Genomic DNA, 21,052 nt, shown 5'->3' on the forward strand with positions numbered 1-21,052 from the left:
GTTGGTTTTAGGGCTTTATCATGATTTTGACGACGCCGTCAGCCCGTTCATCGAATAGTGAGTATGCGTCGGCCCCATCTTTCAGATCGAAACTATGGGTGAACATCCCGTCGCCTTTGATGCGCCCCGACTCGAACAGCCCCATCAAGGTCGGCCAACTATCAAGAACATTCGCAATCCCGGCCATCACACTAACGGATTTCCCCTGAGCGCGCCGTAAAAACGGCACACCGCCCCAATCGCCATCCAACACAACACCGACGATACCAACGCCGCCGCCGGGGCGCACGAGCCGGATCGTTTGCGTGATAGTCTCTGGTCGGCCCACGGCCTCAACCACGCGGTCAACACCCACGCCGCCCGTCTCTTGCAAAATGACATTACGGGCTTCGTCCGGGTGGAGCGGCGTCGCCCCGAACCCGCGCGATAAGTCTCGCCGCGCTTTAATCGGATCAATCGTAAAGACACGGCTTGCGCCCATAGCCACCGCCACTTCGGCGGCCATAAGCCCCACCGGCCCCTGCCCGATGACGGCGACGCTATCGCCCGGCTCGAACCGGGATCCGACCAGCCCGAAATGTCCTGTCGCCGCCGCGTCTGTCATTAAAAGCGCTTGTTCATCCGAGACAGTATCCGGGATTTTCATCGCCGCATTATCCGCCGCAAAGACTTCCAAGTAATCGGCCTGACCGCCATTCATATGTGGAGAAAAGCCATAGACCATTGCCGGACGATCACTGGTGCAGCGGCGAAGGTCGCCTGCCTTGCAAAACTTACACAGGCCACAGCCCGCCCCGCCCGCGACCAGTAAACGATCACCGACTTGCAGGTTTTTGACGGACTTGCCGACCTCGACCACTTTGCCAATTGTTTCGTGCCCAACGCAGAATTGGGGCTGCGGTAATGAGAAGTCCATCGGCCCAACTGTATCGCCGTGATAGAGATGCAAATCCGACCCACAAATAGAGCAATGGCTGACCTCAATAATTGCGTGATGCGGGCTGCTCAGTCCCGGGTCGGGGAAATCCTCGTAGCGAATATCCTTGGGGCCGTGGAAGACGAGAGCTTTCATAACGGTTTGCTAACCCTATTCGCAGGTATTTGGCACGTGAAACTGTTGTTACACCTTCGTCTGATAGGCATCCATCATGGATATGACGTCAGATATCGTTGCGCGCCCGCGCACGCATGAAAATGCGATCAGTGCAGAGGCCCGCTACGGCTATATTCCGGGGCTCGACGGGTTGCGGGCGATTGCGGTCTTGATCGTTCTCGTCGCCCACTTTGGGCTCAGTCATATCGTTCCGGGCGGCTTTGGCGTCACCGTCTTCTTCTTTATTTCCGGCTTTTTAATTACGCGACTGCTGATTGCTGAGGCCGAGAAGAAAGGTCGCGTCGGCCTGAAAGATTTCTATGTCCGCCGGGCGATTCGCCTGTTCCCAGCCCTGTTGGGGATGACATTTGTCACGACCGCTGTGCATGTAGGACTGGGGCTCGGCAGTCCCGTCGCGACGGAGTTCGCGGCCGCCAACTTCTATTTCACCAATTACTATCAGATCGCCGCGCAAGCTGTGGGCGCAGCGCCCTATATGAGTTGGACGCCGCTGTGGTCGCTCGCGGTCGAAGAGCATTTTTACATGGTTTTCCCGGCGCTATTAGTCCTGACGGGGCTCAATTGGCGGCGGCTGACAACGGTCCTTCTGGCTGTCATCGTGCTGGTGCCAATATGGCGCCTCGCGGTCAGCCTGATCTGGCCAGAAACCGCAGAGCTTTATACGTATATGGCGACAGACGCGCGGATTGACTCGATTGCCTATGGCTGTCTGTTCACGTTGGGCCTGCATCAATTGCGTGATCCTGCGCGGTTGCGTGTCTTGATTGGCTGGGTGCCATCTGTGCTGGCTGCCCTCGTCTTATTTGCGACGTTCCTGATCCGGGACGACATGTTTCGGCAGGTGCTGCGCTTTTCCGTTCAGGGGCTCACCCTTGGCGTGTTGCTCTTAAACCTCTATTTTGGTCGGGTGTTCCAATGGGCTTTTCCGGTCTTGGAGCTCGCGCCGCTACGCTGGATTGGCCGTGTCAGTTACGGGTTATATCTGTGGCATTTCCCGGTGCTGGATCTGGTCGAGCGCGCAGAATTGGGGACCGCGCCCACGGTCATCATTGCACTTGCGGCGTCGTTTGCGATCACAGCCCTCAGCTTTTACTTTTGGGAACAGAAGTTCGTCACCCTGCGCAAGCGTTTCGGCGCGCATATTGTGGCGCCAAAAGCCTAGCTGCGGCGGGGTTTTCGACGGTCTGGACCGCGATAAATTCCTACGCGCGCCACCGTGCCGCGTTGTTCCCCGCGTGACCCCGCACGCCACCATGCCGGATCACCCGCCCACAGTTTGGCTGTCGTCGCCACAAACAGGAACCAGCTAATATCATTCTGCTGCAGGATCGAGGACTCCGACAGCGAAAACAGAATGAAGAAAAACAAGCTGAGGATGACCCAGTAAGTTTCAACACCGCCCGTTTTGATGCGGCCGAGGCTCTTGAGGATCGTCATAAACAGCAGCGTCGAAAACAGCGCAATGATGACAAATCCCCCCGACAACCAACTATCCAGCCAGCCATTATGCGCCGTGGGTACATCCCATTGCAGAACGGTACGCGTCTCATAGCTGGGTCCCAGCGGGTCGAGCCAGAAGGTGCTGTAGCCGTAGCCGAACCAGTATTTTTGCTCAATCGCGCGGCCGAGCAATATCCAAATGTCCGTCCGTCCCGTTAAGGTCGGATCCTTACCTATCAGCGACAAAGCCCACTCGAACCCGAACGTGAGCAACAGGACGAGGGCAGCTGTCCCCGCTACGACGGCCCAAATAACGGGCACACGAAGGAACGGAAACCGCCGAAAGACACGCACAATGAGGAAGAGCGCTAAGCATCCCATTGCCGCCAGAAGAGACGTTTTGGACGTCGAAAACAGCATGAGCATGAAACATAACATCCCCGTCGGGACCCAGACCCACGCCCGTTTAGGGTACATTGCAAAAGCGCAGAGGGACACGGCAAAACCTTTGGCCATGATGCCGCCGAGATAATTCTTTTCCGCCCACGGGCCCCGCCACGCGCCAGGGTGAATGTCTGACATAATCCCCCGCGTCGGATTCAGGATCGCAACAAACAGGGTGATCAAACAAAGGATGAGCATCGCGGCGCCAAGGCGCTGCACCATTTCACCCCAATCATAACGCGCCGCAAAGACCAGCCCCGCCAAAGTCGTCATCAACAGCGCGACAGACCGCTTCATCGTCGTTCCCGGATCAATCGACCAAAAGAATGACAAACCCAGCCACAGAACACAGATTATAATCAGCGGATTGCGTGAGACGAGTCGCAACACGCCCGGGACGCGCAAGATCATGAACCCCGCGACCAGCGCATAGATCGGATACCAGAGATATTGCGCGATGGTACTTTCGCCCGCATCCAGCGCTTCGGCTGACGCAAAGGTCAAACCGATTATCGCTCCAGAGAAGAAGACAACTATCAACACCCACAGGGCGGATTCCAACGCGCGTATACCCCCAACCAACGCGTAATTACGCTGGTCCAGATGCGCTTGGCTGTAGCCAGAACTGTCGTAGGTGACGTCCATAGGTCGCCCATGCCGCGAAAGAGTTAGGGCCGCGTTAACCATGACTGGTCCGTCGCATGTTTTGCAACGACCCACGCCCTTTACCTTCCCCCTCGCGCACGCCATCCTAACCTCATGAACAAGACGGTCAGATTGGGCGGGGCCTCGGGCTATTGGGGCGAAAGCGACATGGCGTGGGCGCAATTACTCGCCGCTGCGCCCGACTATCTTGTTTTCGATTATCTCGCTGAGATTACCATGAGCCTGATGGCGACGATGCGCGCGCGCAATCCTGATACAGGTTATGCGCCCGACTTTGTCACGGCCTTGGCCCAGCACCTGCCTGTGATTGCGTCGCAAGGGACTAAAATCATCGCCAACGCGGGCGGCGTGAACCCGGAGGGCTGCGCCACCGCGGTCCGGAAAGTGGTCGCCGCTGCAGGATTGGATTTAACTGTCTCTGTCGTCACGGGGGATGACATCATGGACAGGCTAGACCGGATTTCAATTGTCTCTGAAATGTTCTCAGGTGAGGCCTTTCCCGATCCTGAGGCGATTATTTCGGCTAATGCCTATCTGGGGGCTTTTCCGATTGCGCGGGCGTTGGCGGGCGGCGCGGACATCGTCATTACGGGGCGGTGTGTCGATAGCGCGGTGACGCTGGGCGCATTGATCCATGAATTTAACTGGCAACCGGATGATCTCGACAAGCTCGCACAAGGGTCGTTGGTCGGACATTTGATCGAATGCGGGCCGCAAGTGACGGGCGGTAATTTCACTGACTGGCAAACCGTGGCCGACAGTTTGGTCGATATTGGCTACCCGATTGCGGAGGTCGACGCAGACGGGTCGTGCCTTATCACCAAACCGGATAACACGGGCGGCGTCGTCAATCGCGGCACAGTGGCGGAGCAAATGCTCTACGAGATCGGTGACCCCGAGACTTATGCCTTGCCGGACGTGATATGCGATTTCTCTCATGTCGACATCATGGAATTGGGGCCAGACCGCGTGCGCGTGATGGGCGCGCGTGGACGCGGTGTCCCGGAACAGTATAAAGCCAGCCTCACGGTTGCGGACGGCCATCGGCTCAGCGCCCTATTCTTTATGATCGGGCCTGACGCCGCGCAAAAAGCGGAGCTTGTGTATGAGGCGGTCCTCGCCCGTGCGCGGCGAACGCTGCGCGCGCGCAATATGCCGGATTACACCGCCGCAGAACTTGAGATGACCGGGACTGATTTTTACTATGGTGCGTTTGGCACAACGCGCGATCCGCTTGAAATCGCCTTTCGTATCTCGGTCAGGCATGAGGACGCGGCGGCCTGTGCGCTGTTGCTGAAAGAAGCGTCTGGCTTCGGACTTGCGACCCCGCCGGGCCTCGTCTTGTTTTCGGGGGCGCGCCCTAAACCGCAAGCGGTCGTGCGGCTATTCTCAGCTATGATCGACAAATCGATTGCGGACGTCCAAGTGGACGGCCTTTCGTATCGGCCGGCCCCCAGCGCGGCTGCGACCGCGCCGTCACCCGAGATACCGTCTGAACCCAACCCCCAAGGCGACACTGCGGTCAATCTTGCTACTCTCGCGTGGTTGCGATCTGGCGACAAGGGCGACAAAAGCAACATCGGCGTCATCGCGCGAAAGTCCGAGTTCATGCCCTATATTTGGGCGGCACTGACCGAACCGATCATTCGCGCGCGCTTCGCTCATCTTGTTGAAGGCGATATTGAGCGCTGGTATCTCCCGGGCTCACAGTCGATGAATATCTTGATGGACCGCGCGCTGGGTGGGGGCGGGATGGCGTCACTTCGCAATGACGCGCAAGGCAAAAGCTTTGGTCAAATCTTGGCGGTGATGCCGATTCTCATACCCAAATCGCTCTTGTGATCCGAAGAGGCCGCCCGCAATCCGTTATGTGATAAAAGGGGCCCAGATCGCGACGCGCCCTTCACAAGAGCAAAGCGACGTCCCTACTGATAGGGAAACAATCTCATCGGGGAGACATTATGCGTCAGTTTACCGAAGAACAGACCCTGTTCCGTTCATCTTACCGCCAATTCCTCGAAGAAGAGATCAAGCCGCATATGGCGGAATGGCGCGAGGCGGGGATTGTTGATCGGTCCGCGTTCCGGAAAGCGGGTGAACGTGGGATGTTGATGATCTGGCCGGATGAGAAATATGGCGGACTTGGTGATCCGGATTTTCGTTGGGACCAAATCATTATTGAAGAAACGGCCCGCGCGGAAACTGGCGAGTTTTTCGCGACGCTTCACTCCCGCTTGGTTGGCCCCTATTTCAAAAACATCGGCAATGAAGAACAGCGTGAGCGCTTCTTGCCCAAATGTATCTCGGGCGAGACGATCTTGGCTGTTGCCATGACCGAACCGGGCGCGGGGTCTGACCTTTCGGGCATGCGCAGCACTGTCCGGGATATGGGCGACCACCTCATCCTCAATGGATCAAAAACCTATATCTCCAACGGCATCAATGCCGACGTCGTCATTGTAGCTGGCAAATATCTTGCTGAAGGCGCGTCGGAACCGGCCAACCCGCACGCCATGACACTGGTGATTGTGGAACGCGGCATGGAGGGGTTCTCCCGCGGGCAGAACCTCAAGAAAATGGGTCTTCCGGCGCAAGACACAGCGGAGATGTTTTTTGACGATGTGATCATCCCGCGCGAAAACGTCCTCGGCACGCCGGGCATGGGGTTCATCCACCTGATGGAAGGTCTGGCCGAAGAACGGCTCATCGCAGCGACAGGATACTCCGCGTCCGCCCGCCATGCGTTCGATTTGACCCGCGACTTCGTCATGGAACGCAATGTCTTTGGTAAAAAGCTAAGTCAGATGCAAAATACCCAGTTCAAAATGGCCGAACTCGATAGCGAAATCGACATGCTGCAAGTCTATGTCGATCATCTGGTGAACTTACACAACCAAGGCCTCCTGACCGCCAACGCCGCAGCGAAGGCCAAGCTTCTCGGCTCTGAAATTCAGTGGAAAATGATGGATGAGGGTGTGCAGCTGCACGGCGGCGCGGGCTATATGGATGAATATTCCATCAGCCGCATGTTTACTGGATCGCGCATCAACCGCATCCTTGCGGGCAGTTCCGAAGTTATGAAACTGATCATCGGGCGGGATATATTCTCGCAAAACTATCAATCCATGTTGAACTAGGAGCGGACCATGAACCTCAAAGGCAAAACAGCGCTCATAACGGGCGGCGCATCCGGTCTCGGCGAAGCCACGGCACGACGTTATCACGCGCATGGCGCGAATATCGCCATTCTCGACATGAACGACGAGCGCGGCGAAGCTCTAGTTAAAGAGCTCGGCAGCAACGTTCGATATTTCAACGGCAATGTGACCGACGAGGAAGGCGTGGCGAGCATCATTGAAGCGACCGTTAATGCCTTTGGCGCGCTCCACATTTGTAATAATTTTGCCGGGATCGGCAGTGCGCATAAAACCTATGACAAAAAGAAAGACGCCCCGCATCCGCTCGACGTGTTCAAACGCGTGCTCGACGTCAATCTAACCGGGACGTTCAACGTTGCCCGACTCGCCGCGCAACAAATGGCAAGCCAAGACCCGGTTACGGAAGACGGTCAACGCGGCGTCATCACCAATACGGCGTCTGTCGCTGGCTATGAAGGCCAGATCGGCCAAGTGGCCTATAGCGCGTCCAAAGGCGGCGTCATTGGCATGACCATCGTCATTGCGCGTGACCTCGCCCAAGTCGGTATCCGGTGTAACACCATCGTGCCGGGCCTGATCCATACGCCGTTGTTCGACACATTGCCGGAGCATATTTTCACGGCGCTTGAAAACACCGTCCTCTACCCCAACCGCCTCGGAAAACCCGACGAAATCGCCATGCTCGCACAGCAAATTGTCGAGAATGACTATATCAATGGCGAGTGTATCCGCATGGATGGGGGCATTCGGATGGGGCCGCGTTGATGAATATACCACGTCGTACTTAAGCGAGAGGCGATAGGTATATTTACCATCCCTGAGGGTGTGATTGCATAGCAATTAGTGTGTAGCTCGCCTCACGACATGCACTCCAAAGGCGCACGTGTCAGAGCGACCGACCACTTCCTCCCAACAGCCCACGCGTATTGCCCACACCTCTCCCCTCTGTTACGCGCGCGCGTTATCGTAAAGAGGATTACCCCCCGCCATGAAAATGAACGGCAATGAGATTAAGCCCGGCAATATCATCCTGCATCAGGATTCATTGTGGGTTGCAGTGAAGTGCAATGCGGTCAAACCCGGCAAGGGTGGGGCGTTCAATCAGGTCGAATTGAAGAACCTGATGGACGGTCGTAAACTTAATGAACGTTTCCGCGCCGCAGAAACGGTTGAGCGGGTTCGGCTCGATCAAAAAGCACACACTTACTTGTATGATGATGGCGATTCCGCTGTTTTCATGAACTCGGAAAACTACGAGCAGATCAATCTGCAAAAAGAGTTCATTGGCGACCGCGCGGTCTACCTCACGGACGGTATGGAAGTCTCGCTCGAGTTTTACGAAGACAAGCCGATCAGTGTCTCTCTCCCCGATCAAGTGATCCTCGAAGTCGCGGAAACCGAGCCAGTCGTCAAAGGCCAAACATCGGCCAATAGCTTTAAACCTGCGACCCTGACCAATGGTGTGCGCACGGCCGTACCGCCTTTTGTTGATGCAGGCGAACGGTTGGTTATCAATACGGAAGACGGTAGTTACGTCACACGGTCAACGGATTAAACAAACGTAGGACCTTTTGGCGATGGACATGAATTCCGGCACCCGGTTTGCGGTTTTACGGCTCATACCCGTGTTCGTGCTCGTGGCCGTCGCCTTTGGTCTACAATATGGGGTTGGCCTCGATAGACTTCCCAGTGCGGGACTTGGTCTTATCGCCGCCATCGCCGCGCGGCTCGCGCTGATGCGAGTTTGGAAATAACGTCGGGCTCGCCCGAGAGAAGGACATGTAATGAGCGGAATGTCAGCCATTATGAACGTTATGCAGGAAGCCGCGCGGAAAGCGTCGCGCGGATTGCAGCGCGATTTCGGTGAAATTGAAACCATGCAAGTGAGCCGTAAAGGCCCTGCGGATTTCGTTGATCACGCGGCCCGTAAAACCAAACAAACCATCCATGAGCTACTGACGCAGGCGCGTCCGGGTTATGGTTTTTTGATGGAAGACCAAGGCGCGATTGTCGGCACCGATAAATCACACCGTTTCATCGTTGATCCCATCAACGGGAAAACGAATTTTCTACACGGTATCCCGCATTTTGGGATTTCCATTGCTCTCGAGCGTGAAATTGACGGCAACCCACGCGAAATCGTCGCCGGCTTGGTTTATAATCCGCTCTCGGATGATATGTGGTTCGCTGAAAAAGGGCGCGGGGCCTATATCAATGACGGCACACGCGGCGGCGGAGACCGTCGCCTGAAACCCACGCAACGCGAGCTGTTCTCTGATTGCCTTTTCGCGACGGGCGGACCGTCCGTTGGGCAAAAGGGCCACACGAAATTCCTCAAAGAAATCCACCAAGTCATGGGCACAAGCGCAGGTATACGGAGCATGGGGGCTCCAGGCCTTGATCTCGCCTGGACGGCGGCGGGCCGCTACGATGGGTTTTGGCAACGCGACGTTAAGCCGTGGGAGATGGCCGCAGGGATCATTATTGCGCGCGAAGCGACATTGATGGTTGAGAGCCTGACGTCTGGCGTTGTGATGGACACAGGCAACATCATCGTCGGAACGCAGACACTGCTTCCTGTGCTAAAGGAACGAGTGGGTTAGCCCCCCGCCTTAAGCGCCGAGCAATCAAATACCGTCTGGCTTCGCCGTATCCAAAGCGAGACGGGGGAACAACACCTCGAATTCTTCGAGGAATTCCTGTGTACCGCTATCCGTCCCGGTGTTAATAAAAACACGGCCAACGAGCTCGCCGCGGTCTAAACGCCGTTTGGCCAAGCCATACATGAACCGGATACCTCCATCGCCCGTTCTCGTAGCCGCGACTCGTAACAGCCCCAAGCACCGACCGCATCCATCCACAGACTCAAGGCTCTCGACCCGGGCCAAATTAAAAGCGCAAAAACCTCCGCCAAAGGCGTTGCAGGTCTCTAAAAAGGACCGCGCCGCGTCGAGGTCAAACATATCCGGATCATCAAGATAAAGCACCCCCAGCTCGTTCGCCGCATCGTGATTGCCTGCGGCACTGGCGGCGACGAGCAGATCATAGCCCTGACGAAAATCCGCAGATTGATCATCATAATCGCACTTATGAGAGAAAGGTTTTAACAGGCTCGTTTCATCCAAAAGCGCTTTGGCTTGATCCGGTCCGAGCGCGACCCATTCTTCCAAAGATATAGCTGGTCCATCATCCTCGACACCAAAAACGGCTGAGGCCACAGGGACGAAACCTCCGGTTTGGTCGGGCGCCCATTCGCAAGCCCCTGACGTTAAATCACTCAGAATGGTGACGGCCAATTCAAACTGCGCGCTATCCTGGGTTTTGCACTCTGGGTTGTCTGCGCATTCGCGAAGAACTTCCGTCTCACTCGAGACATCCTCAGAGGCCGTCTGCTCAAACCTGTTTTCGATCTCAATGGCGGCGGTGTCAGCCTGACACGCGGATAGAATGAGCACGAAGGATAAAAGAATAATACGGGTCATTGATCCGTTTTGGCGTGTTTTTCTAACTTTCGCAACGCGTCCCTTATTCCGGCCCTCGCCGCCTCTCCCTCGACTCTGCCCACCCCTCTTGATTCCATCGCCACAGCCCAATATAGGGCGCGCCGAGCGGTGGACCATCTAAAGTTAAGCCGTACCCAACATAGAGACGACATCATGAAAAACGACGGACATCCCGATTATCATTCCATCACCGTGAAAATGGTTGATGGCAGCACTTACGAGACCCGCTCCACTTGGGGCAAAGAAGGCGATACGCTATCGCTTGATATTGATCCGAAAACGCACCCAGCCTGGACAGGCGGCGAAGCCCGTATTTCTGATCGCGGTCGCGTATCGAAATTCAAAGACAAGTTTAAGGGTTTTGCATAAGCATTCCAAAGACATGAAAAGCGGCTCCGACCTGGGGCCGCTTTTTTTATGCGCGACACCCAGAGACCGCCTTTAAAATTGCTTCAAACCTATGTTCGCGTATCCAGAACAGTCGCGTCTTTCTGCATCTCACGCGGCCCATCGCGGCGCCACGCAGATAACTCACGGCGGGCCTTCCGAAACGTCTCGGACCGCACATATTCCTCGCCCGTGAATTCGACCATCGTGATGACCACCTCATCCGCGTCCACCTGAATATGATTGAAGCTCGGCTTATTGCCGCGCCGGCGCGTCGATAGTGTCCCGGCAGAGACCGACAACAGCTCACTCCCACCTGGATTGCGCTCAATGACATACGGGATGTGCACGTGACCGGATAGTACCGCATCACAATGCCCGTCTGCGAGGCGCCTGAGGCCCTCCGGCCCATTATCGGTTGTTTTTTGCAACGGTGATTCAGGGGGATAGATGAAAGGGTGGTGAACATTCAAAAACCGCAACTTGCCCCAGTCGCTTTGTCCAAAGCGGTCAATTTTTTCATCAAGGTCATTTAGGTTCACGACCCCCACTGACCAGTCGAGTTTCATCTGTATTCCGCGCGATGTATTCAGAGACTGTATGATGACATTATCGTCTTCGAACACCCCCGCATCATGGGGCGCGATATGTTCTTCATAACGATCAAACGGTTTAATGATCCGGTCAATAAGACCGTACATGGGCGTATCGTGATTGCCCGCTGTAATGATTTTCGGACCCGACAATGTCGAAATCCACTGCGCGGCGGCGACGAATTCCACCGCAGATCCGGTCTGGGTAATATCACCGGAAATGACGGACACATCAGGCGAAAGCTTTTCAATGGTCGCATCAACACGAGCGAGGGCCGCCGCGTCTTCGACCCCAAAATGAATATCGGCGAAATGTAGGATAGAGGTCATAAGCGGACTAAGTTTTTGACTGTGACGCCGACACCATCGCCGGCCACGGGGCCATCACGAGGCCATGAGCCGTATCGATTGCGACTGTCACCTCCCCTTTGAAAACATAAGGCTCCCCGTCGAGCAAGGCGTCTATGACCCCATCAGCACGCAACCGGAACTGTGGTGATTTCAAAGTTTCGACCGCTTGGCTCTGGTGTAAATTACCCAGCAAGGCAGCAACGCCAAGGGATAGGGCACTGCCGCCGGTTACCGTTTCGAATAGAGTGAGATCGAGCCGATCCGGATCAAGCGCTGCGCCGTCCATGAAGGGGCAGGTAACATTGATCAATTCGACAGACCGATCGTCAAAAGCGACCCCATTTGCGGCAATTTTTATCCGTGAGGCGTCTGTCGTCGCTTTCATGACGCCGATCGCGCCTTTTGCCGCCTCGACAACCCGCCCGTCGCGTAACTCTTCTCTCGCGGCGCTCATCTGCGTCGGTTTTCCGAATATACACCCAACCATAAATGTCCCGGTTTGTCCCGCTTCATCGGACACAGTCCCGACCGTCATGGGACGGGGCGCGGCGCAGGCCAGTCCGCGCATCAGGCAGTCTTGCCAGCTATCGGACCCATAAAGTCCATGCATCAGCATATTCATGGTCCCCCCGGGGAGCGCCAAAAACGGGACATTCAGTTCGCGCGCAATTGAGGCTACAGCCGCTGCTGTGCCGTCACCGCCGTAAGAGACCAGAAAATCGCCTTTCGCGGCGCGCATCTGACTCATCATCTGCGCCATATCATCCGATTGCCCGACGAATTGGTCAGGGGCGCTATACCCATATCGCTGAAATATAGATGCGAGTGCGCCTGAAATATCCTCGGATGATGAGGATGACAGGTTGGTCAAAACCACGGGTTTCTGTCGTGTTGCTTGGTCGCTCATAATAACGGACTCGCGAGACGGAGGATGTTTTCTTTCCAACGTAAAACATGACCCCGTGTTTTCCATTGATCGGGATCAAGAATTTCTGAGCCTTTGAGATATTGCCCAACGAGCTGATTGATTTGCGCCGCAAAGTCTGTGTCGTAAACGCATAAGGTCATTTCCAAATTCAGGTAAAAACTCCGCATATCGACATTGGCTGTTCCGATCAGTGTCATCTGATCATCAATTTGCACTAGCTTGGTATGCAGCATGCCGCCTTTGAACCGGTAGACCCCGATTCCGGCGCTGATCAAATTATCAAATGTACTTTCGCCAGCGTGGCGCGCCATGATCGAATCCACACGTTTGGGGACAATAAGACGAACCCGAACACCGCGGTGAGCAGCATTGATAAGCGCTAATTGGATGGTTTCATCGGGCACGAAATAGGGCGTAACGACGGTAACAGTTTTCCTAGCGCCGAAAATTGACGCCGCAATTAATTCATGAATGACAGATGTCTGCATTTCGGGGCCAGACGGAACCAATTGCATGACCGCACCTTCGGAAAACTCCGGCTTTTCATCCCCGTCATCTGCAAGCGCGTTCAAATCGTCTTTCGTATAATCCATGCCCTGACTGTCAAAAATATAGTCTGTGTTAAACACGCAAGAGAGGGATGATACGATGTGGCCTTCCAAGCGGACCATCACATCAACCCATTCTCCATAGCCTTTTCCTTGCTTGAATTTGACAGGATCAGTCAGATTGTAACTGCCTGTGTAGCCAATGTCCCGGTCTATGACGATCAGCTTTCGATGGTTCCGTAGGTCCGTTCGTTTTGAGAACGCCTTCATCGGATTGACGGACAGAGACTTCACGACATCCACCCCGGCCTGCGAAAGCCGCTTATTCCAGTTTGATGTAAAAAACGGGCGACCGCCAATGTCATCAACCATCAATCGCGTATCCACACCGCGTTTTGCGGACCGTTCAAGGGCCTCTAGAACTTTGACAATCGATCCCTTGGGTTCGACGATGTAAAATTCCAGATAGACGCTTTCTTGCGCCGCATCGATATCATCAACAATTGCCGCAATCAGCGGAGGAGACTCGCTAAACAATTTGTAGCGATTACCTGAGGCCGGGAAAAAACCCGTCTGCATCGATAGCATCCACGACAAATCTTGAAGATAATCTGCCACGGGCAAATCTTTGCGATCCACGCGCCGTTTGCCGATGCCAAAGTCTTTTTGATAATGTTGTCGTATCGACCATCCTGCCTTGTCACGTTTCCGCCCCAGTGAGTGACTTCCGAAAAGAAAATAGAGGGTCGGTCCTATGATCGGCAGGACAGACAAAAGGATGATCCATGAGAGGGTTGTCGCGACATTAATCCGTCGACTAATGATGGTAAGTGACAGGGTCAGCGTCACAAGAATGTGCACGAGCACAAAGAGCGGGCTTGTTAGATGCATATATTTTTTCCCAGCCTTGATAAATGCCTAAGCACGCTTTGACACTTGCACTCCTTGACACTTGATGGAACGGCTAGACCTGTCGCGGGTTCCTTATAATAAGTCACTTGCGACATAGATTCGAAAAAGGCGGTCATAAAATTACGATGAGTCAGACCTTTTCTGTCCTTTCTTATAACATTCAGGCCGGAATCGGTACGCAACGCCCCCACCACTATATTTCAAAGGCCCACCACCAACTTTTCTCAACAAAGGCGAAGCGAAAGCGCTTGCGATCCATTGGGAAATTTTTGGCGGGCTATGATGTCGTCTGTTTGCAAGAAGTTGACCCGGGCGGGCGGCGGGCGGGATTTGCCAATCAAGGCGACCTGTTACGAGAAGCCAGTCAACATGCCCATCATGTCTATCAGGAAAACCGGGCGGTGCGAGCGATCTCCCTTCATGGGAACGCCATCCTATCCCGTGTGGCGATTAAATCCTGTGAGGATCTGAAATTACCGGGTCGAATGGGCGGACGCGGGGCCTTAATCGTCGAGCTGGATATGGACCCGGCGACAATCATCGCCTGTGTCCATCTGTCCCTTGGAATCGCGGATCAAACCCAGCAAATTGAGTTTCTGGCCGATCATCTCAATCTGCCGCAATATGGACGCGCAAGGCGGATTGTTTGCGGCGATTTTAATTGCGGCGCACGCTCTGTCCCCATGAAACGCCTCTCTGAAATATGCGAAATACGCCCCCTCACGTCCGGCATCCACAAGACCTATCCGGCATGGGCGCCCCGACAGGCGCTCGACCATATTCTGAGCGATGATAAAACCTATGAGCACGAGGTCTTAGTCGAGGACGTGGACTTCTCTGACCACCGTCCTGTGTCGGCGGAGTTCAAATTCACAAGCTACAAAGACTAATCAAAGTTCCCCTTTTAACCCAAGAGGGAGAGTTGTGGATTTCCACGAGAGGCAAGGCTGTTAGAATTCGCCGCCACAGACGGGGACACATTCGCCGATGCGGTCATCCCACCCGCTGGCGCTTTGCGCCAACCATAGGCCTTCGCCAAAACGGAGCCCGGCGGACAATACCAGCGCTTCACCGAGGGATCCCAGCGCGCGCCAAGACGCTTTGCCATATCCCGATCTTTATAAGCGACATTGATGTAGCGTTTCATCATGAGCTCGTCTCCTGTTCCATAAATAGAACATAAGAAGAACAAACGGCAATTGCAAGGAATTTATTCTTACTCCACGCCCCTCACCGCGGGGGGGCCGCATACGCGCTACGCCAGCAGAGCGAGGATCAAAAATAACACAGTCCCGGCGGCCAGTGACGCGATAGTTTTACCGCGATAGGCCTTTGCCAATAGGCCGACGAGCACGCCGCCCAGCACCACGCCGATGAGCAGAATGGCGACGAATTTTTGGTACAATTTGAACAAGCTCGGCCCGTGACCTTTATGAAGCTCGATCATGGATTTTTGTAGGTTAGGCTTATAGCGCGTCGCAGTTAACCCGCCCTCTGTTTGCGAAATTGTCAAATAGGTCCGAGACGTGGGCCGCAGATCGATGGCCTGACCGCGATTGCGAGTATATTCAAATTTATGGTCGATACCGCTTTGCGCCAACAGGGTCCGCACGTCGGCATCCAAAGTTTCGCTGCTGAAATCAAGCTGCGCGCCGTCGCTAAGCGTGACGGGCGTTTCAGTCGTCGTTCCTTTGATGTTGATCAGGTAAAGCCCGCCCGAAATCGCCACCAGCAAAAAGGCCGGCGCCATGAGGCCGGCAAAGATAAGGTGCAGATTAACGAGCAGTTTGCGGGTTTTGAGAGCGTTCATGGGACAGTCCAGTTTATAATTTCATCCCGCATTAGCGAGATTAGACGGGTAAGCATAGACCGTTCAGAAACACGACCGTCAGTTAGAAATTCGGCAGTGTCGGCGACGCAGGCGCCTGCGCGATTTGGCTGGCTTGTGGCCAGGCGCAATAGTCAGCCGCATAGTAAGCGCCCGGACGGAAATTACCCGACAGACCCGGCCCGCCAAAGGGCATCGAACTGGCCGCGCCTGTTGTTGGCTTATTCCAATTCACGATCCCTGCCCGCAAGCGCGGGCGCACATAGTCCCAAAGGTCTGCCTCATCGCTGATCAGGCCCGCAGCCAATCCGAACCGCGTCTTATTCGCCGCGGTTATTTGCGCCTCGATCCCGTCAATGCGGGAAACTTGCAAGAACGGCGCGAAGATTTCTTCGTCCGGGGCGTCCACGCCTGTGACGTCCATGAGGCCGGGCCGCAGAAAGGCGCCCGTGCGGTCCAAAGGCACGAGCGATCGACCGCCCCGCGTGCGTAAATCCGCTTCAAACGCGATGGCGGCTTTCGCCGCCTCTTCTGACACGACAGATCCGATAAACACGTCATCATCCGGCGCGCCGACACGCATCGCCGCCATCTTTGCCATCATTTTATCCAACACCGCGTCGCCAAACGCGCCTGTCGGCACAATCAAACGCCGCGCGCAGGAACAGCGCTGCCCCGCCGAAATAAACGCTGAAACCGTGGCAATATCCGCCGCCGCATCCACATCCGCCGCATCGTGGATAATGAGCGGATTATTGCCGCCCATTTCCAACGCAAGAATGACATTGGGACGACCCGAAAAATGCTTATGAAAATAGGTTCCCGTGCCCGCGCTCCCGGTGAAGAGGAGCCCGTCAATATCGGCGTCGAGCAACGCGGCCCCAGTATCGCGACCGCCTTGGACAATGTTTAAGACCCCCTCCGGCAATCCGGCCTCTCGGCCCAAATCAACGAAAATATCCCCTACGGACGGCGCCAACTCGCTGGGCTTAAACACAACGCAATTGCCCGCCAGCAAGGCCGGAATGATGTGACCATTGGGCAAATGACCCGGAAAGTTAAACGGACCAAACACGGCCATGACGCCGTGCGGACGATGATTGAGGCTCATCGCCTCTGTCTGGTTGGATCCCGCGCGTTCCGCTTGCGCCCGGATCGAATGGGCGACTTTCCCCGCCATCGCCCCGGCTTCCGTGCGGGCTTCCCACATCGGCTTGCCAATCTCATCAGAGATCGCGCGCGCGATCTCTTCCTTGCGCGCAACAATTGCCTCACCCCAGCGTTCCATCATGGCAATCCGGTCTGAGAGCGGCGTTAGGGCGTAGTCGTGAAAGGCGGCGCGGGCGGTCTCGACAGCTTGTGTCACGGCGGCAGCAGAGGCCGCCTCGCCGGTCCAGACCGTCGCGCCCGTAATTGGATTGGTGCTTTTCATAACATCAGCTTTTTGATCGCGGGGCCATCCATACGGCCATCCGCCAAACGGTTAAGAATGAGCGTCGCGAGGCCTGCGCGCTCAGACAGGCTACTCACCACCATGAATTCCTCAGAAGAATGTATGCGGCCACCCCGAACGCCGAGCGTATCGATATTGGGCGTGCCGGCCGCAAAGACATTATTGCCTTCGCACACGCCGCCCGTGTCATTGAACACCAGATCAAGGCCGATGCCTTTGGCTGTTTCGCGGACGTCCCCGATCAAACGGTCTTGGGCGGCGTTGCGCGGCTTGGGCGGGCGGTAGAAACCGCCATGCACATGCGCCGTAATCCCGTCGCGTTTCAGCACATCGTCGAGCGCGGCCATGATCTGGCTTTCCGCCCACGCGGCCGCGTCCGGATCAGGCGCGCGAGAGCCAAGCCGCAGCACAGCATTATCCGGCACAATATTCACCGCTGCGCCCCCATCGACAGAGCCCACATTAAACACAACTCCGTCACGTTGGCCCATCAAGGCTTCGACTTTTAACGCCATTTCGCACGCTGCCCACACGGCAGAGCGGCCTTTTTCCGGTTCCCGTCCCGCATGCGCAGATCGCCCGCGAAACACGATGTCCCAAATGCCAGAGCCTTTGCGCGCGCCTGCCAATGCGCCGTCTTCCATCGCCGGTTCGAAGGTGAGGCCGATATGAGCCTTTTTAGCGGCAGCGCGCAAAAAACTGTCCGAGGCAAAATTGCCGGTCTCTTCGTCGGGCGTTAAAATGACCGTATAGCCAAGTTTCTCCGTCTCGCCGAAAGCCTCAAATGTCTTGAGCGCTTCGATCATGACGGTAATCCCGCCCTTCATATCGGCCAGGCCCGGCCCGTTGAGCTTGCCCTCCCCCATGTCGGTGATGGTGGTGAAGGTTTCCGGCGGAAAGACGGTATCATAGTGACCGGTTAAGATAATTTGCACAGGCGCGTTGGGACGCTGTGTGGCGCGCAAAACAGGCCCTGTCTCAAACGCATCCACCTCGCCTTTGGCATTGATCGTTTCAATCGCCGGCGTCGTGACGATTTCGACGTCTGCGCCGGTTTCTCGCAAGGCGTCCGCGATCATCGGCGCGAGCGTGGTCAGCCCGTCAATGTTCCAGCTCCCCGTGTTGATACGCGCCCACCCGAGCACACGGTCCAACATCGCGTCCTGCCGTGTGGCAACGTGATCAAGCGCGGCTTGGTCTGTGGGGGTGATGTCGGAGAGCATCATGCTACGTCTTTCTGAAAATCATAGAGGGCGGGTAAATCGAGCGCGTGGGTAATCGCGTCTAGCGCCCCGCGAACATCCGTCAAAAACTGCGGATCGCCCATGTCGTCCAAGGTCAAACGGTCGCGATAATGTGTTGTGATGACCGCGCGGAGCGCCGCAATTTTTGCCTTTGTCATCACTACGCCCGGATGTACCGCCGCCAGAGCGTCCGTCCCCATCGCCACGCGCAAGCGTAAACACGCCGGACCGCCGCCATTGCTCATGCTCTGACGGAGATCGAGATAATGCGCCGCTTTGATGACACCATCGCTGATCAGCCGATCCACATAGGCTTTGGCGGTTGGGGTCTCTTGCGCCTCTATGGGCAAGATCATCGCCATTCCGCCGTCTCCTGAATTTTGAGAGGGCAGCGTGATAAGCTGCGAATTGAAAACATAGGCGGCAATGGCGTCCTCAATCGGCATGTCTGCACGCGCAAAACGCGGCGCAAACCCGAGCGGTTCGCAGGCTTTTGTCACAGCCGCTTCCATCGCATCCGGCGTCTCAAACGCAAGCGCGTGATAGAGCATTGTATCTTCGTTCACGACGCACACGACGTCATTATGAAATGCGCCCGCATCAATCGCCTTGGGGTTTTGGCGCAGGAAATGTCCGCGCGACAGCCCGTGACGACTGGCCAGCGCATGGCAGGATTCCAGTGTTTGGCGCGCGGGAAATTGGGGATCATCCGCTTGAGGCGAGAGCGCCGCACGGCCATACACAAACACTTCCAAACCCGCATCGCCATGGCGTTTACACAGACGATTATGGTTAGCCGCCCCTTCGTCGCCCAGCATGGGGTTCATCGGTAGGGCGTCATGCACGGCGAAATATGTCTCATCCTTGAAAATACGCGTCAAGATACGCTGCGTCAGACCGTGTTCCATCGCCCGGTGCGGCATAGAAATGAGGTTGGCGGGCGTAAAGTGAACACGGCCATCGGACGTGTCCGCGCCGGGCGACACGGTTGCCGCATTGGCCGTCCACATCGACGAGGCCGAACTGACATTGGCGAGCAAAGCCGGATTCGCACTCCCTGCCATCTGCACGATGTCTGCGTCCGTTCCGGTAAACCCGAGCGAACGGAGGAAGCCCACGCGCGGTCCGTCCTGTGGCGGGATGACGCCCTGCGGCAGTCCGAGATCAATCAGCCGCTCCATCTTCGTCAGGCCTTGCAACGCCGCCGCACGCGGATTGGAGACGCGCCCTTTATGCGTTGCGGACGCGATATTGCCCCGGCTGAGGCCTGCATAATTATGCGTCGGTCCGACCAGCCCATCGAAATTCATTTCGCGTGTCATAGTCTCTGTCATTGTCCATTCCGCCGATCTTGCGCCAAGGCGATCCGCACATCACCGAGCGCCTGCGCCGCTTCGGATACATGACCTTGCGCCACATCCCCCGACGTCAGCGTCGCGCGAAAATCTGCGGCTGCGCCTGAGAACGCCATTAGGCGCTGCGGCCCATCGCGATAGCTCTCCACGCCGCGCACCGTGCGCGCAATCAATGTGGCATCCGCGCGGCAGCTGATCGCCGGACCGCCATCGAAAATGTCGCACAGTTCCGTTTCTTCAAACCCAGCGCCCATCAGCAGGTTCATCGCGCCGCGCGAAATTTCGTGCGGACGACCCGCACAAATACGCGCCGCGTCAGGCAACAGGTTCATCAGGATCGGTAAACTCGGGAGCAACTCCATAATGAAGCGCCCGTCATTGGCGGACAGCCTGTCCGCGATTTCGAAATCCGTATTGATGAATTTGCTTGTCACATGTTCCCAAAACGGACTGACACCCGCCTCATCGACCCAACCGCGAATATCCGCCATCAACCGGTCATCAAACAGCGCCCGGTGCGCCTCGACAAAGCAGAGCCGCCCCAGCGAGAGCAGACGCGCCACCCCCTGCCCGCGGGCTTCGGGGGCCAGATAAATTGACGCAAGTTCCGTCCAGCCATCGAAATCTGTGGTCAATTGCAAAGTTTCATATTCCGTGCGCAAACCCAATTGCGACGAATGACGGGCATGGCGGGAGCGTTTGAACGAATAAAATGGCCGCTCCACCCCCAATTTCGGGATAATCCCGGAGATTCCCATCACAACGCCGTCGCGTTCGACCACAAACAATAGCCGGTTCGCCGAAGCCTCCCCGGCGAGAAAGCGCTGCGTCGCTTCAATATAAGCGTCCACCCGCTCGCGATTACGCGGCACAGTTGTCAGTCCCGCTTGGGCGGCACGAGTAAATTCCGTGATCGCAGCGGCGTCATCGGGGTGGGCGAGGCGAAAAACGTCCAAGGGAAAACCTCAACGTGTGCGCGTCCTGAGAGCCGGTCCGTTGGGGCACAGCAGTCGATCAGGGCGTAGTCCTGCGTCTAGCGAGCAGCGGGTCAAGTTGCAAGGGTTGGGACGGCGATGATGAGACCGCTGGTAGGATGGGTGGCCGGCGGCCTTTGACCTTCAGCATATT

The 21,052-nt window shown here is 56.2% G+C and carries 21 protein-coding genes; 9 read left to right on the top strand and 12 right to left on the bottom strand.

Annotated elements, in window-relative coordinates:
• Nucleotides 1–7: 7 nt before the first annotated feature.
• Nucleotides 8–1,072, bottom strand: coding sequence for an alcohol dehydrogenase catalytic domain-containing protein (locus tag IE105_RS05590; protein ID WP_189496274.1), 1,065 nt, complete (start codon nt 1,070–1,072; stop codon nt 8–10).
• 76 nt (nt 1,073–1,148) lie between these two features.
• Here IE105_RS05590 and IE105_RS05595 point away from each other — a divergent pair, with 76 nt between their 5' ends.
• Nucleotides 1,149–2,276: an acyltransferase family protein gene (locus tag IE105_RS05595; RefSeq protein WP_189496276.1), complete on the top strand. Its 1,128-nt coding sequence runs from the start codon at nt 1,149–1,151 to the stop codon at nt 2,274–2,276.
• Here IE105_RS05595 and IE105_RS05600 read toward each other — a convergent pair.
• Nucleotides 2,273–3,643 (bottom strand): O-antigen ligase family protein, encoded by a 1,371-nt coding sequence (locus tag IE105_RS05600; RefSeq protein ID WP_189496278.1) that lies wholly within the window; start codon nt 3,641–3,643, stop codon nt 2,273–2,275. The genes IE105_RS05595 and IE105_RS05600 overlap by 4 nt on opposite strands.
• A gap of 114 nt (nt 3,644–3,757) precedes the next feature.
• Here IE105_RS05600 and IE105_RS05605 point away from each other — a divergent pair, with 114 nt between their 5' ends.
• The 6 genes from IE105_RS05605 (at nt 3,758) to IE105_RS05630 (ending at nt 9,425) form a co-directional block, all read left to right on the top strand.
• Nucleotides 3,758–5,506, top strand: coding sequence for an acyclic terpene utilization AtuA family protein (locus tag IE105_RS05605; RefSeq protein ID WP_189496280.1), 1,749 nt, complete (start codon nt 3,758–3,760; stop codon nt 5,504–5,506).
• Nucleotides 5,507–5,625: 119 nt separating this feature from the next.
• A complete protein-coding gene (locus tag IE105_RS05610; RefSeq protein WP_189496282.1) occupies nt 5,626–6,801 on the top strand; it encodes an acyl-CoA dehydrogenase family protein in 1,176 nt (391 codons plus the stop codon).
• A 9-nt stretch (nt 6,802–6,810) separates the two neighbouring features.
• Entirely contained in the window at nt 6,811–7,587 is a 777-nt protein-coding gene (locus IE105_RS05615) for an SDR family NAD(P)-dependent oxidoreductase (protein ID WP_189496283.1), read from the top strand.
• A gap of 223 nt (nt 7,588–7,810) precedes the next feature.
• Nucleotides 7,811–8,377 (top strand): elongation factor P, encoded by a 567-nt coding sequence (gene efp / locus IE105_RS05620; RefSeq protein ID WP_189496284.1) that lies wholly within the window; start codon nt 7,811–7,813, stop codon nt 8,375–8,377.
• 28 nt (nt 8,378–8,405) lie between these two features.
• Nucleotides 8,406–8,576 (top strand): hypothetical protein, encoded by a 171-nt coding sequence (locus IE105_RS05625; protein ID WP_189496285.1) that lies wholly within the window; start codon nt 8,406–8,408, stop codon nt 8,574–8,576.
• A 30-nt stretch (nt 8,577–8,606) separates the two neighbouring features.
• On the top strand, nt 8,607–9,425 hold the full coding sequence (locus tag IE105_RS05630; protein ID WP_189496288.1) for an inositol monophosphatase family protein: 819 nt from the start codon (nt 8,607–8,609) through the stop codon (nt 9,423–9,425).
• 24 nt (nt 9,426–9,449) lie between these two features.
• Here IE105_RS05630 and IE105_RS05635 read toward each other — a convergent pair whose 3' ends face one another.
• Nucleotides 9,450–10,304 (bottom strand): hypothetical protein, encoded by an 855-nt coding sequence (locus IE105_RS05635; protein ID WP_189496289.1) that lies wholly within the window; start codon nt 10,302–10,304, stop codon nt 9,450–9,452.
• A gap of 174 nt (nt 10,305–10,478) precedes the next feature.
• Between IE105_RS05635 and rpmE the strand changes: the two genes are divergently transcribed.
• Nucleotides 10,479–10,694: a 50S ribosomal protein L31 gene (gene rpmE / locus IE105_RS05640; RefSeq protein WP_189496291.1), complete on the top strand. Its 216-nt coding sequence runs from the start codon at nt 10,479–10,481 to the stop codon at nt 10,692–10,694.
• 89 nt (nt 10,695–10,783) lie between these two features.
• Here the strand turns inward: rpmE and IE105_RS05645 are convergent, their stop codons facing one another.
• The 3 genes from IE105_RS05645 to cls are packed head-to-tail and all read right to left on the bottom strand — an operon-like array spanning nt 10,784 to nt 14,023.
• A complete protein-coding gene (locus IE105_RS05645) occupies nt 10,784–11,635 on the bottom strand; it encodes a metallophosphoesterase family protein (protein ID WP_189496293.1) in 852 nt (283 codons plus the stop codon).
• A gap of 7 nt (nt 11,636–11,642) precedes the next feature.
• Nucleotides 11,643–12,563 carry a diacylglycerol/lipid kinase family protein gene (locus tag IE105_RS05650; RefSeq protein WP_189496295.1) on the bottom strand — a complete coding sequence of 307 codons (921 nt, stop codon included), beginning with the start codon at nt 12,561–12,563 and terminating at the stop codon, nt 11,643–11,645.
• On the bottom strand, nt 12,560–14,023 hold the full coding sequence (cls, locus tag IE105_RS05655) for a cardiolipin synthase (protein WP_189496297.1): 1,464 nt from the start codon (nt 14,021–14,023) through the stop codon (nt 12,560–12,562). Before cls ends, IE105_RS05650 begins: the two co-directional genes overlap by 4 nt.
• Before the next feature lie 146 nt (nt 14,024–14,169).
• Between cls and IE105_RS05660 the strand changes: the two genes are divergently transcribed.
• A complete protein-coding gene (locus tag IE105_RS05660; RefSeq protein ID WP_189496299.1) occupies nt 14,170–14,934 on the top strand; it encodes an endonuclease/exonuclease/phosphatase family protein in 765 nt (254 codons plus the stop codon).
• Nucleotides 14,935–14,948: 14 nt separating this feature from the next.
• On the opposite strand, the gene IE105_RS05665 is transcribed toward IE105_RS05660, so the two are convergent.
• The 6 genes from IE105_RS05665 to IE105_RS05690 all read right to left on the bottom strand — a co-directional run bounded on the left by IE105_RS05665 (nt 14,949) and on the right by IE105_RS05690 (nt 20,880).
• Nucleotides 14,949–15,194 carry a DUF5710 domain-containing protein gene (locus IE105_RS05665; protein WP_189496301.1) on the bottom strand — a complete coding sequence of 82 codons (246 nt, stop codon included), beginning with the start codon at nt 15,192–15,194 and terminating at the stop codon, nt 14,949–14,951.
• A 105-nt stretch (nt 15,195–15,299) separates the two neighbouring features.
• Nucleotides 15,300–15,854, bottom strand: a complete 555-nt coding sequence (locus IE105_RS05670; RefSeq protein ID WP_189496303.1) for a hypothetical protein — start codon at nt 15,852–15,854, stop codon at nt 15,300–15,302.
• An 82-nt stretch (nt 15,855–15,936) separates the two neighbouring features.
• Complete coding sequence (astD, locus tag IE105_RS05675; RefSeq protein WP_189496305.1) at nt 15,937–17,304, bottom strand: succinylglutamate-semialdehyde dehydrogenase; 1,368 nt, start codon at nt 17,302–17,304, stop codon at nt 15,937–15,939.
• Complete coding sequence (locus IE105_RS05680; RefSeq protein WP_189496307.1) at nt 17,301–18,551, bottom strand: hydrolase; 1,251 nt, start codon at nt 18,549–18,551, stop codon at nt 17,301–17,303. The genes astD and IE105_RS05680 overlap by 4 nt, the downstream gene beginning before the upstream one ends.
• On the bottom strand, nt 18,548–19,903 hold the full coding sequence (locus tag IE105_RS05685; protein WP_233354003.1) for an N-succinylarginine dihydrolase: 1,356 nt from the start codon (nt 19,901–19,903) through the stop codon (nt 18,548–18,550). The genes IE105_RS05680 and IE105_RS05685 overlap by 4 nt, the downstream gene beginning before the upstream one ends.
• Nucleotides 19,900–20,880, bottom strand: a complete 981-nt coding sequence (locus IE105_RS05690; RefSeq protein WP_189496309.1) for an arginine N-succinyltransferase — start codon at nt 20,878–20,880, stop codon at nt 19,900–19,902. The genes IE105_RS05685 and IE105_RS05690 overlap by 4 nt, the downstream gene beginning before the upstream one ends.
• Between the last annotated feature and the right edge of the window lie 172 nt (nt 20,881–21,052).

Source organism: Algimonas arctica (assembly GCF_014652695.1).
GTDB classification, from domain to species: Bacteria; Pseudomonadota; Alphaproteobacteria; order Caulobacterales; family Maricaulaceae; genus Litorimonas; species Litorimonas arctica.

Bases quoted from the DNA above. Each gene is read 5' to 3' on its own strand.
- astD (WP_189496305.1), bottom strand. From the start codon at position 17,304: ATGAAAAGCACCAATCCAATTACGGGCGCGACGGTCTGGACCGGCGAG.
- IE105_RS05680 (WP_189496307.1), bottom strand. From the start codon at position 18,551: ATGATGCTCTCCGACATCACCCCCACAGACCAAGCCGCGCTTGATCAC.
- IE105_RS05625 (WP_189496285.1), top strand. From the start codon at position 8,406: ATGAATTCCGGCACCCGGTTTGCGGTTTTACGGCTCATACCCGTGTTC.
- IE105_RS05670 (WP_189496303.1), bottom strand. From the start codon at position 15,854: ATGAACGCTCTCAAAACCCGCAAACTGCTCGTTAATCTGCACCTTATC.
- IE105_RS05615 (WP_189496283.1), top strand. From the start codon at position 6,811: ATGAACCTCAAAGGCAAAACAGCGCTCATAACGGGCGGCGCATCCGGT.
- IE105_RS05630 (WP_189496288.1), top strand. From the start codon at position 8,607: ATGAGCGGAATGTCAGCCATTATGAACGTTATGCAGGAAGCCGCGCGG.
- IE105_RS05650 (WP_189496295.1), bottom strand. From the start codon at position 12,563: ATGAGCGACCAAGCAACACGACAGAAACCCGTGGTTTTGACCAACCTG.
- IE105_RS05685 (WP_233354003.1), bottom strand. From the start codon at position 19,903: ATGACAGAGACTATGACACGCGAAATGAATTTCGATGGGCTGGTCGGA.
- IE105_RS05665 (WP_189496301.1), bottom strand. From the start codon at position 15,194: ATGATGAAACGCTACATCAATGTCGCTTATAAAGATCGGGATATGGCA.
- rpmE (WP_189496291.1), top strand. From the start codon at position 10,479: ATGAAAAACGACGGACATCCCGATTATCATTCCATCACCGTGAAAATG.
- IE105_RS05600 (WP_189496278.1), bottom strand. From the start codon at position 3,643: ATGGACGTCACCTACGACAGTTCTGGCTACAGCCAAGCGCATCTGGAC.
- IE105_RS05660 (WP_189496299.1), top strand. From the start codon at position 14,170: ATGAGTCAGACCTTTTCTGTCCTTTCTTATAACATTCAGGCCGGAATC.
- IE105_RS05605 (WP_189496280.1), top strand. From the start codon at position 3,758: ATGAACAAGACGGTCAGATTGGGCGGGGCCTCGGGCTATTGGGGCGAA.
- IE105_RS05595 (WP_189496276.1), top strand. From the start codon at position 1,149: ATGGATATGACGTCAGATATCGTTGCGCGCCCGCGCACGCATGAAAAT.
- IE105_RS05590 (WP_189496274.1), bottom strand. From the start codon at position 1,072: ATGAAAGCTCTCGTCTTCCACGGCCCCAAGGATATTCGCTACGAGGAT.
- IE105_RS05645 (WP_189496293.1), bottom strand. From the start codon at position 11,635: ATGACCTCTATCCTACATTTCGCCGATATTCATTTTGGGGTCGAAGAC.
- efp (WP_189496284.1), top strand. From the start codon at position 7,811: ATGAAAATGAACGGCAATGAGATTAAGCCCGGCAATATCATCCTGCAT.
- IE105_RS05635 (WP_189496289.1), bottom strand. From the start codon at position 10,304: ATGACCCGTATTATTCTTTTATCCTTCGTGCTCATTCTATCCGCGTGT.
- IE105_RS05610 (WP_189496282.1), top strand. From the start codon at position 5,626: ATGCGTCAGTTTACCGAAGAACAGACCCTGTTCCGTTCATCTTACCGC.
- cls (WP_189496297.1), bottom strand. From the start codon at position 14,023: ATGCATCTAACAAGCCCGCTCTTTGTGCTCGTGCACATTCTTGTGACG.